The organism is Pseudomonas rosaeacicularis (genome assembly GCF_057128745.1).
Genome location: NZ_JBSKHT010000015.1, coordinates 150900 through 162585, shown reverse-complemented (window position 1 = coordinate 162585; position 11686 = coordinate 150900). Strand labels below are relative to the sequence as shown.

The window sequence follows — 11686 nt, the reverse complement described above, 5'->3', positions numbered from 1 at the left end:
GGCGATCGTGCCTTCAGGTGCGAAAAATGGATGCTACCCCACCTCGCCATGCCCCTCTTCCCACACCCTACACCCTACAGCACGGCGAGCACACTGAGTACGCCGAGTACATTCAGCACAACGGAGCACCGAAAAACAAAAGTAAAAATATAAAATTCAGCAAGTTATAAATATTTTCTGCGCGATATCACGCAATTCGATTACCTGAACTAGTCTCACATCAGGAATTTGAGTGGTCTGTATCGTTCATTCACGTGCATAGAAATGCGCGATATGAGCGTGTAATGACGGTTTGCCATCGTCAACAGATGCCCGGAAACTGGACCCAACAGAAAACGGATAAGGGCTGCACGATGGCCAACTCAAAACAGTCAGCAAAACGCCGCTTAACGATGGCGGAACGTGCTCAGCAACTGATGCTGGTCCACTTTCCCACCATTCCCGATGCGTTGAAATGGACACGAAAAACCCACGACGGCTTTAGCACGATTCCTCGAACCCTGCCCATTGCCATGCAGATTATTGACGCCGATTCGAAGGGGCAGCCTGCCGGGCACGTGCTGTTTTGTCTATGGGCGCGTATGCCCGATCATTCGGTCATAACGATCGAGAACCCAAGCACGTTTGCGGCTGAAGCCGGATTTCTCGGGGGGCGGGCCGTGGACACCTGGCGTCGCCGGATGAAGAAGCTCCGGGAGCTGAACTTCATCATGACCAAGCCAGGCGCATCCGGCGAATTTCACTACGTGATGCTCACCAATCCTAATGCTGCGGTCGAGTGGATGCGCAATCACGGCAAGGTTCAGGATGGCCTGTATAGCCGCTTCATGGAGCGACTTCCGGAGATCGGTGCCTATGGCGACATAGAAGCGCTCCACGCCTATTGGGCCGCGCTCAAAGAAGCAGAGAAGGCGGCTGTGGCTGCTGAAGTTGCTAAGCAGGCATCGAGCCCCTCCGTATTGGACGAGCCGGCCGCAGCTCCACCCACCAAACCCAAGCGGATCAGGAGGACGAATGCTAATGCTTAGGAGAGTACGGGGCGCCGAGTGCCAATCCACCCACCTCGGCGCCCTCAAAAATAAAGCCCTGGACAGCTGAGGGTCGAGTCTTGACTGGTCAGGGCTGTGGTGGTGCAACGCTTAGCTGATCGATACAACCTAGAGGAGGCCAAAAATGCAATTACTGAGGAGAAGAGTCGCGGGCGTCGAGTGCCAATCCACCCACCTCGGCGCCCTCAAAAATAAAGCCCTGAACCAGCTGAGGGTCGAGTCTTGACTGGTCAGGGCTGTGGTGGCGCAAGGTTAGGGGTGCTAGACCTCGCAAGGAGTCTAGCACCCCTTTATCTCTTTACGGCAGGGGTGCAGTGGTCAACTAATCTCAGACACTGCTTTAAGTTTTTCATCGGCCACAGCGGGCGTCAGCCCGCTGTTTGTTGATGGGGGTATCTGGAAGCGTCTGGCTGGAAGCGAGCCGGTCGGGGCTAATGCCCATCGGGTCCATCAAACGACTGCTCTGCCAAGCTCTTCACCTCTGCGGCTCGGAAGCTTCTCGGTATCGATGCGTTTCCGACACGAAATCGATAAATGACACTGCTGCGGCAACCGCAAGCCGAGCATGCCTGGGCTGCAGCCCGCGATGTTGGCCGTCCTTGCCATGTCCGGTACCGTACAAACCTCTCAACTGCGTGAGATTGCTGGTCAACTGAGTGAGGTTGCGGAGGATATTCTTGATGTTTTCAGCGCCCTTAGCTGATTCACTGACTCCGTCGGGAACCAACTGCAATGCTTTGGTAACCTTCTTTGTCAGATTGCCTAGGTCATCGGCCTTGGAGAACGGAATTTCTCGTTTCGTGAGAATGGACTTGCAGCAGCTTTCCACCAGTTCTTTGGCTGTCCCGATCGCCAATTCGGGGTCCGAATCGACTGCATATTCCAGACGTTCAATTTGCTTCGCCATCCATCCGGCGCTCAGCGCCTCTACAACAACTCTCGCTCGCATGACCGACCTGTTTGCGTTCGCTTCTGTCGAAGCGCTGCTTATCAACCGGTAGGAAAAGCGCGGGCGGCCGGCGATTTGCTGTTCCTGGTACAACTCCCAGCCCGCGTTCTGGAGTTGATCGTTGAAATGCTCAACGAGCTTAATCGCTTCTTCTCGCTGGGGGCGAACTACAGGGTGCACCGTTTCGCAGAGAAACCGAAGAAATGCCTCAGCGCTCCCATCGAAGAGGTTGAATCGGGAGTCGCTGAAGACCCAGTCATCCTCCCAGTCATCGTTGTTGTAGCGGTGTTGCCAAATGTCGCCGACGGCGTCTTTGTAGCGATTGTCCGTGGAAGGAAGGGTTTCGAGCTCATACAGGCGACTCAGAAACTCAACATCATTGAGCTCCCCATACCACTTTACGTTCTCTAGACGTAGCCCATCCGTGATGTTTTGTCGCACCGATTTCGGTAGGTTGGAAGACTTCCCGGAACGCCAATCCACCTGATACTCACGTGCAGGCACGATCAGCGCCGAGTACGCGTCGCTTTGCTCGTGCTCAGTTACCGTCCTTAGCGCGGTTGTGATCCTTTCCTGGAGCTGGACCCGTTTGACCCCGAGCTTGGCGTACTCCAAAGCAGGAATGATGAAGTGGATTTCCCAATAGTTGGTGCCGCCATTCCAGTTATCGTTGACTGTCAGTTCCGCATTCGCAGGATGACCGCGGACTACCTCCGCCGCCTCATCAGCACCCTCTGCGCGGAGAACCGCGTATACCGTCGCCAAAAGCGGCTCAATTTCGGTTTGCTCCATACGGCCCCCCAATCCAGATAACTGAGAGTCATCGTAGCTAGCAGGAAGGGCCATCTGCTATCAAAAAATAGATAGGTCGGTGAAAAGCTAAACCCGAGGCATGCCCGGCAACCAGGGGCATTCGCATACCTTTCATTTTTCAGCCCTTTCCCTACTGGTGGTCCTTATTCGCTGAACCTGCAAGCGTGCCTTTCGCTTCAGCTAACCCCGCTTACGAGATGTAGACCCTGAGGAACCGACTTTTTCATCATAATTGGTCAAAAGCTGCCCGTGCTTCTTGGTTATCCAAGCCGCAACATGTTGGATGATTTTGTCGGATGACAAACTCTCACAGTGGCAGGTACGCTCGGCGCTCTTCCCTAGGACAACTGGTATCGCCCATGCGAAACGCGCGGACTATCCAGTCAAAGCAGGAGCGCTTAGCCGTATCGACGGCTGTTGTCTCAGGGGCCGGGGGCCCCGGAGGATTACTGTGCGATCCGTATGGCTCCTGCGGAATACTTCAGTTTGAGCAGACTGTCGATTTTAGAAACGTATTTTTCGGGGGCCATGCCACAAGGCTCATCTCGAAGGCGGTGCACAGCGAGCACTGTTTCAGCGCGGATTTTTTCGCTGCTAGTTAGCTGAATGGTCATCTCAAGATTGGCGGGATCGAGAAATTCATTTATCAACCTGTCCTGGGACTGCAGTTCCCTCTCGATTACCTTCAGTTCCGCTAGCTGGTTGAATACTGCCTCAGCCTGGTCAACCTCAGCATTATTCAAACGAGCTTTAGAAGGGATTGCCTCAAGATCCCGCCGAAAATCGAGCAGGCGCTCCTGATACCGCAGCTGCTCCAACTGCAGCCAAACCCCTAAGCCCTTGAGTTTTCCAAAAGAATGAGGGTACCAGCGTCGCTCGTCATACAAATTTCCCTTCTCATCTTTCCCTTTCTTGGTGATCTGGTAATCCCAAAGAACTTCGAGCGCGCCGCTTTTCCATCGATCGTGCAGGATTTCTCCTAGACGGTTGGGAAAAGTTTGCATGACTCGGTTTATTCGATCTTGCAGCGCCCGATGGTTAATGTTCGCAGACCTAACCCGTTGGATGAACGCATCCCGCTGAGTAAGCAATTGCTCCACTTTATGGCGCCGGATACTTCGCTGCTCGGTGGCATTCAGCTGCTTAAATGCGCCCTTTACCTCCGCATCATCTAGCCCCAAATGGTTGAAAGCACAACAGTTTCCGATGAGTACCTTCGAGCTATCTCTTAGCTCAACGACATAACCGTGTTGATGTAGCTGAGAACAGCGCTTCCCTTTTTTTTGATATTGGCAGCTGGCTTCGAGCTGAATCAATCGATAGCGGCGCAGTGGATGGCTGTACTGCTCCTTGCATAGCGTGACGCTAGCGGAAATATCGAAGAGGGACAGGAGATCGGCAAGCGATCTAATTTCGACGATGCCATGGGAAAGAGCCATTCAGTCCTCATTAGTGCACACTTGGTAGAAGACTGTATATTACCTCAGTGATTGCAGATTGGCATCACTAAAGGCGAGTCATCGATGGACTATGGAGCTATGCAAGCAACCTTAGGTAAAGGAGCTATATGAGCCGCTTAACAGATGGGATGGAAGATGCGCGCATAGTGGTCAAACTGGCTAAGACGTTTACGATCAAGGCTTCAAAGCGCGCCCTTACCAGAGTACTGCTCATGACCACTGTGGGCATCGTGATATTAGGTAGCTACCTCGGCTACCTAACATATTTGCTAGGCGAATACCGGCACAGTTCAGACGAACATAACGCAACGTACGGTTATCTAGTCGCCGAGAATCAAGACAAGCGCACGATTGACTACATCGAACTCTGTATCGAGGCTACAAGAGATACTGACGCCAACCGCGATTACTACTGCAGTACGGCGTTGGATCTCTATAAGACTACCTTCAAGGACATGCCCGAAGGCACAGACGAAAATATCCAAAAGGCAGCGTTCGGTGCAATGAAGGCAGACGTCGCGGCTAGAATTCGCTCCATGGCTTTAGAACGTACCGTAGGCCAAACACCAGCTATGGATAGCGTGCTCAAATTCCTGCTGAGCATTGCAGGGATTGTGATCGCCGTTCTGGTAGCCGCAATCGGCATGACCGTGACTATAGTTTGGACGTGGCGTATTTCAAAAGCGCTGCTTGCCCCAGCCCAAGATACCCACCCGCCCGCATCACCTTAGAAAGGCCACCCAGGAATCACCATCGGCTTTTGAGCACGAGCTTACAGCTGGGCTAAAAGATCGGCGTGGCACAGGCTCGATGAGTGTCAGCAGGAAATTGTTCTCACTTCGGTTTTTTGGGCTTGGTAGGTGCCACGGTATCCATGTACTCAAAGAACGCGTTCCCTTGCTCCTCCGCATTCAGTTTGGTGACCGGAGCCCGAGGCCGTGGTTTGGCTCCCTGATGCGCGTCCACGCTGACTGCTTCTATCTCCTTCATCGCTGACCGCTCGCTTTCGGTCAGCGATGATTTAAAGACTTTGGCAATGACTTGATCGTGACGATTGTCACCAGTGAATTTCACTACGTTCGATTTGATCTCAATAGGTAAATCGAACGGGCACTGCAGATCCAGGTGTTTTTTCGTTTTACGACTGCTTAGCTCCAGGGACTGGAGTGTTTCGACCTCAATGGCGCTCACTGTGTAAGCCGCAGAACGGTATGCTCGTTTGAGGTCGAGAAGGTTTGCAGATTGTCGCCCAGCGTTGCGGCACTCAACGTATGCAAGTGCCAACAGCTGCACCGCTAGCCGCTTGATACCAAACGTACAACGGTACAACTCGGCGGCCAACTCACCTACATCGGCTTCTACGTATCCGTTGCTCACCCTGAGGCATTCAGCAACATAATTGTGCCAATCCGCACTCTCGGGCTCATCCGGCAACATGATCCGGGGGTTCGCAAGCAGGCGATGCTTATCCTCACTGTTCCTACGAAACAGCTTGTGACCCAAACTATAATTGGACACATAGATCATCGGGACGCCAATCCCGGCCATGGTCAACAGAATCTCAGTCACCATCGACGCCCCCGGGCCAGTGTTGATGTGTTGAGTTTCATCGAGCATTAGTAACGCAACGCCGTCTCTATTCGCCCTGCGACGGCTTGCCTCAAGCAACTGTGCGACAGTGAACCGTCCTGGCGGCGTATCGATACCAAAGAGGAAATCGACGAGTAAACCCTTTCCATTTGCCTTGCCTCGCCCGCTTGCATACCAGTGCGACACTAATGTTACGGAGCCTTCGAAAAAGTGCCATGAAAACTCTGCTGGCTGGGGCATAACTTTCTGAAGTGCAACAATGGTCTGGCTTTTTCCAACCCCTGCAAGCCCTGTGAGGCAAATCGGAGAGACCTCTACCTTGGGAGGGTTCATGATTCTCGAATTGTACTCAGGCTGGGTCGTGAATAGGTGCCGGCTGTGCACTGATGCTCTGCCAACCATTTCTCTGATAAAGGTCAGCGAAAACTCATTCGGGATGAAAATTTGTTTGAGGGTTGTTGTTAGCTGTTCAGAAGCAATCGCTGCATCCAAAGAATCCAGTGACGCTGCAGGCTCAGGCCTAACGGTAATCTTGGCGCGGAGATGCTCGACGTCCATAGATTCACTGAACCGGTTATAGATCACGTTGTTCATTTGCCTTTACCCATGACCTTGGCGTAGGCAGCTTTATCTCGCCGCGTAGCTTCGTTTTTCGGAGGTCGACCCTTTTTTCGCTTGCCACCGGACCAATCCCCTCCCGTTTCCTGTTTGTTCCTATCCCTGAAATGCTGTAGGGCTGCGGGGCTTTCGTCTTTATGTGCGGCATTGGCTTCGCGTCTCAATCGATCAATTTCCTGGAGATCTTTAAGAGATATGTCGATAGAGCCATCCAGAGTTCGTTGGGAAACTACAAAATCCAGCTCATAGAGCTCGCCGTGTACCTCAATCCATATGTGCCTGACGCACATAACGAGGGTATGGACGGTTGTGGATATCACGCCATTTTTCGCTACGCGATCAAATACGCCAGTGGCTACAAGTGCAGGCGATCTGTATTTGCGACCGTAAAAATACACAGCATCGTTTCGAATTACTGCAGGCCGCTCTGCTAAAAATTCTCTGACCGCCGTGCCCGCCGGCATACTGATAGCCGAATTTCGACCTCGGCTATCCCAGTAGTTAAAAATCGATAAGGGAGAGGGCTGAACCCCTGCCAGAATCAACTCTTCGTCCAAACGGCGGCTGGCATTGGAAGTATGGTTGTCAGCAAGCACCCGAAGAATTTCACGCTTGGCCATCTGCACGAAATTCAGTCCGCTATGAAAGTAAGTCGGCTGATCCAGTGTCTTCTTATCACGTGGATGGGACGACTCCACGGAAGCCTTCGACTGTCCCTGATAAACGGGCGTATTTTCAAACGAACCGAGCCAGTTGATCTCAGATTTTCCGCCGTACGTGCCACCGGGACCACGATCAAAAACGACTCCGCCTGAAAGGCCCTCGCTTGGCCATTCTTCAGGACTGATGGATAGTCCGAAGAGCTCACAGAACTTGACCTTGTTGGAGGCCATCGAGTAAAGACACATCCTGTATGCGTCCATATTTTCCTTGCCTTCAGCAAAGCCGATGCCTACCACCAGTCCTGAAAGGCCGCACACCGCACGAACCACACAGAAGCTATCAACCGCGCTCCCTTCTGACACACCCGATAGTTTCTCCGAAATGTAGTAGCCATCGAACTCGACGCGCTGGTTTACGTTGATCAACCGTTCGGCAAAGCTTCCCTGATCGCCAGAAATAGCCCGCGTCTTGTGCTCACCTCTGACCCCAACAGACCGTTGTTTCGGGCTGACCGATTGTTCTACGTGGTACCTGACTTGAGCTAAGGTGGGAAAAGGGTCGCCATTGGGATGAAAGTACTGGAACTTGCCTTTTATCTTTTTGGAGACACAGCCAAATTTGTTTGTGAGAATCGCCCCATATATCACTTCGGCGGTCTCGTAAGGAGACCTGTATGCGATGTACCCCGAAAGAATCTTTGCCTTCATGGCTTGATCACATCGATATCCGAAGTTCTTACCCTTTGGCGACGGCCGGCCAAGCCGGTGGACGTATGAAGGATCATCACGATTCCAGCCGCCTATACGATGAAGTGGCGGCATCAATGCCCACTTATCGTGACCGAATAAGATGTATGTGTAGAACCAGAGCCGCAGACGCGAAGCGTTTTGTTTGGGGTTATGATTTTTCGCGTGCGCGTTGATTACGGCGTCCGGGTTCTTACTGGCAAGAACCTCAGGGAGTCTCAGAATCAGATCGGAAATCGCGGCGAACCGACGATTCACCTTTTGGTCATAGCTCTCTTTAGCCGACACCCGGCGGCTCTCTCGGTCTTCTACGGAGATGCCGTTCACCTGTTCAAGCCATGGGGCAAATTTATCGGCTGTACTGTCCTCAAGTATCAGTCCGGCTTCCAGCGCTTCCTCGAACTCACTTCTCGTCAACGCGATCAGCTGAGATTTGAGATCCTTGCCCTTGCCGGCGAATTCGACCAGCCGTACTCGATTGTTGCTGCCATCGCTTTGTAGGAAGTAATAGTCCTTACCTTTCTCAAGGCACTTAAAACCCTCAGGCGCGATCAATGTCGCGCCCGTCATCATGATTTTTGCTCCTGGAACAACGCACCGAACACATTTAGCAGGTCGCCAGCATCTGTAGATAAGGGACGGTCAATGAGAATGGGCTTGAAGAAGTCGACGGCCAGCTTGCGCTCCCAAATATCTTGATAAATTTTCGCGATAAACTGATCGCGAGCGCCATGGCGACTCGCATATCTCTCCGCGACGTAAGCTAAGGGGGCACCGCCGTTGACAGCTTCAACAAGCTCGCCACTGAAATCGTCAAGCAGTCCGCAGTCAAGCGTCAGCGGAAGCCGGTGGCTCATGAAAAGTAGGTCCAAGTTAGCAATAACCGCTGACGGAAGCTCATCCAGAGAAACTTGAACTGTTCGAATGCCAGCGCTGGCGTAATAGCCATTCTCCAACTGGACCCGAAGCATTGCGTGAGTCCGATCTTTTTTCTGCTGTACTGGTGTTTTCGCGCTGGAATTTCTGCGCTCCTTAAACGCCTCTTTACGGTCCTTTACTGTCCAGTTGACGGCGTATGGCATGCCTGCATCACCCGTCAGGTAAAGCAACAAGTCGCCTTGATAGGGGAAGGGCATTTTTACCCGACGCCCATCAGACATGTCGACGGCAATTTCGTAGTGTTTGAAGCCGATCTCCTTCGCGATCTCTACCGTCCCCCTCAACGGAGTGGAGAATGTGCCTTTAGTCAGTGGGTGACCACGCAGAGGATGCGGCGCAGGGTGCTGCCACAACATTTTTTGCTCGTGGAGATCGAGCAAGTCGGGATGATAAAGAGCCAGCTGTGTAAACACCTTCTCAGGGGTCGATAACGCATGCACCTGGCGGCAGAGCTTGCGGCTGAAGAGTCGGCTAATACGTGAATTCTTCGGAGCTTCGCGTGGCACGGCCAATGTTGAAGGAACGTACGTATCTCCCCACTCAAACCAACGCTGACGGTTGATGATGAGGTCAAATTTCTGTTGCGGTGTCATGTGAGCAGTCCAATCTTAGGAGTCGTTACGAAGTCATCGGACTGGGGATAAAATCAATGACTTACGTGGACCCCTTGCCATTCGGGCAGGTTCATAAGCGCAGCGTTGTGGATAACGTGCGGTTTCTTGTGGATGAACGAAGCCGTGCGAGACTTGACGTCTCACAACTAGAAATAGAGAATGGAGTGGTCAGGCTCTCAAATCTGACTTATCCACAGGGGCTCAAGGTTGCACTTGAGCCCCTGCCTCATTACTGGCTTGTGCTTTCTATATTATTGATAAGCCATCTTTATTCCTTATTCCGTGGCAATGCGTCGAATGAGCTGCCTGCACGCACCGAGAGTTTTATCTGGGCGCTTTTTTAAGCGAAACATATTAGCGCCAGCAAGTGCGGCGTGACAACCATTAGCGCTCAGGCTCTCTCAGTCTCCTCTTTAAGCTGTCGAATACACACTCTCGCGGAAATTGCAAACGTTACGATAGAGCATATTTGGCCTAACCTTTGCACGATTACTCTAGAGTAACTTTTCCTGAACTTTTTGCGAAATGAATCGGTTATAACCAAAGGTAGGCATAGCAACTTATTGAAGTTTAACGCATGCAAAATGTTAGCTACTATCAGTGTCTACCCTGTGGGTCGAAGCGATGGTTATGCCTTGTGGAACAGATCCCAATGCGACTCTTTTCTGGCTAAAGGACGAGACCTTTTATAGCCTCTGTAGCCGTCAGCATGCCTTTTTAGGCCACATAGACACCGGTACCACATTGGCTTGGCTCTACGGCTCAAGCCGATGTGCGATCACTCATGATTTCCCTGGAAATCTGATAGCTCTGAAAGACCACCTTAGGTCCTGCTGGGGGGATCCACCCTCCATCATCCATGAGCACACGATACTTCCGCTGTTTCGTCCCTTTCAGTCACATGCCCGGATCCAGGCTGTCGTGGAGGCAATGGAAAGCCCATCGATTGGGTCCATCAAATTTCAGCTTGGATTGCTGACTGGTCGATTTGGAGCAGAGCACCCCTTGAAAGCGTGCACTTCGTGCATGGCAGAAGATCGGATTGCACACGGAGTTGCGTACTGGCATCTATCCCACCAGTTCCCGGGGGTTATTCTGTGCCCCGCCCACGGCTTACTGCTGAGTGAAAGCGCGTTGAATCGTCAGTGGTCAGGGCGATTCAGATGGGTACTTCCTGATGAAGAGTGGCTGCAGCCGAGCAAATCTCCAGTGCCTACAAACCGCGTAATCGCTCACTTTGGCTCAGCGGTATTAGAGCTTGTAGCTTTCGGGCGATCTGTCCAATTCGATCCCTCCACTATGTGTGGTGTTTACAGGACCGCGCTTAGCCAGCTAGGGACTTCCCGCACAGGACAAAGAGACGCTGCTGCATCTTTCGTAGAGCATACTTCTCGACTGCAAATTTATCCGCCACTCACCTCTCTTCCCACCACATTCACTAACGCAGCCGCCTTCATTGCTCAGATGACGCGAAAGCCTCGTGGTCACCAGCACCCTTTGAAGCACTTAACATTCATTACTTGGCTGTTCGGCCACCTCGAAAGGTTCATCCAAGCTTATGAGTGTGTGGCTAATCAACCTACGGAGCCGGACAGGTCTGTAGCCCAAAGGAATGACAGCACCTCCTCGATTTTGGATTCGAAGTGGGTCCCGCCCGCTAATCAGTACATCAATCGTAAGCCGAAGAAGCTTAAGCCCCCCATTCGAGACACCATTATTAAACTGTTGCGCGACGGCGAGCATAAGGAGCCGATCTGCTCGCGATTTAATGTCACCATCTGTACTGTCAACCGCATCCTTCGTTCGGAACCTGGGCTACTGGAGTTGTGGGCTCAGAAACAAAGAGATTTCAAGATCGCGGCACACCGCACAGAATGGACCCGTGCCGCTGCAGAAAATCCTGAACTCTGCACGAAGAAATTAAGGGAAATGTCTCCAAAAACTTACGCTTGGTTATATCGAAATGATCGGGCTTGGTTCATTAGCCAAAAAGAGAGACTACCGAGCGGACGTTGCGGCAACAGCTCAAATGTAGATTGGGACCAGCGTGATCGCTTACTTCTTACTCTAGTTGAATCCAAACTAGTTGCTGCATATGGAACTATCGAAAACTCAAATATAAAAAGGCGAGATATCTATAAGCTGGTGCCTTCATTATTCCGTTCGCTCGAGACGTATGAGCACTATCCACGGACGCGAGCCTTGGTGGCAAAAATCGCCTCCGGCCCTTCATGATGGCACCGAT

General features: G+C 52.1%; 8 protein-coding genes. 3 read left to right on the top strand and 5 right to left on the bottom strand.

The window, feature by feature from the left end; genetic code table 11:
* Positions 1 to 353: 353 nt before the first annotated feature.
* A complete protein-coding gene (locus tag ACWKWM_RS20225) occupies positions 354 to 1028 on the top strand; it encodes a hypothetical protein (protein WP_483847836.1) in 675 nt (224 codons plus the stop codon).
* Between the two features lie 496 nt (positions 1029 to 1524).
* On the opposite strand, the gene ACWKWM_RS20220 is transcribed toward ACWKWM_RS20225, so the two are convergent.
* Positions 1525 to 2790 carry an abortive infection family protein gene (locus ACWKWM_RS20220; protein ID WP_483847835.1) on the bottom strand — a complete coding sequence of 422 codons (1266 nt, stop codon included), beginning with the start codon at positions 2788 to 2790 and terminating at the stop codon, positions 1525 to 1527.
* 467 nt (positions 2791 to 3257) lie between these two features.
* A complete protein-coding gene (locus ACWKWM_RS20215) occupies positions 3258 to 4250 on the bottom strand; it encodes a hypothetical protein (protein WP_483847834.1) in 993 nt (330 codons plus the stop codon).
* A gap of 128 nt (positions 4251 to 4378) precedes the next feature.
* Here ACWKWM_RS20215 and ACWKWM_RS20210 point away from each other — a divergent pair, with 128 nt between their 5' ends.
* Positions 4379 to 5002, top strand: coding sequence for a hypothetical protein (locus tag ACWKWM_RS20210; protein ID WP_483847833.1), 624 nt, complete (start codon positions 4379 to 4381; stop codon positions 5000 to 5002).
* Between the two features lie 103 nt (positions 5003 to 5105).
* On the opposite strand, the gene ACWKWM_RS20205 is transcribed toward ACWKWM_RS20210, so the two are convergent.
* Genes ACWKWM_RS20205 through ACWKWM_RS20195 form a run of 3 tightly spaced genes read right to left on the bottom strand, consistent with a single transcriptional unit; the run spans position 5106 to position 9420 of the window.
* The gene (locus tag ACWKWM_RS20205) at positions 5106 to 6455 is read right to left on the bottom strand and encodes an AAA family ATPase (RefSeq protein WP_483847832.1); all 1350 of its coding nucleotides are present in this window, start codon (positions 6453 to 6455) and stop codon (positions 5106 to 5108) included.
* Positions 6452 to 8461 carry a transposase gene (locus ACWKWM_RS20200; RefSeq protein WP_483847831.1) on the bottom strand — a complete coding sequence of 670 codons (2010 nt, stop codon included), beginning with the start codon at positions 8459 to 8461 and terminating at the stop codon, positions 6452 to 6454. Before ACWKWM_RS20200 ends, ACWKWM_RS20205 begins: the two co-directional genes overlap by 4 nt.
* A complete protein-coding gene (locus ACWKWM_RS20195) occupies positions 8458 to 9420 on the bottom strand; it encodes a PDDEXK family nuclease (protein WP_483847830.1) in 963 nt (320 codons plus the stop codon). The genes ACWKWM_RS20200 and ACWKWM_RS20195 overlap by 4 nt, the downstream gene beginning before the upstream one ends.
* Before the next feature lie 645 nt (positions 9421 to 10065).
* On the opposite strand from ACWKWM_RS20195, the gene ACWKWM_RS20190 reads away from it, so the two are divergent.
* On the top strand, positions 10066 to 11676 hold the full coding sequence (locus ACWKWM_RS20190; protein WP_483847865.1) for a TnsD family Tn7-like transposition protein: 1611 nt from the start codon (positions 10066 to 10068) through the stop codon (positions 11674 to 11676).
* The last annotated feature ends 10 nt before the right edge of the window (positions 11677 to 11686 follow it).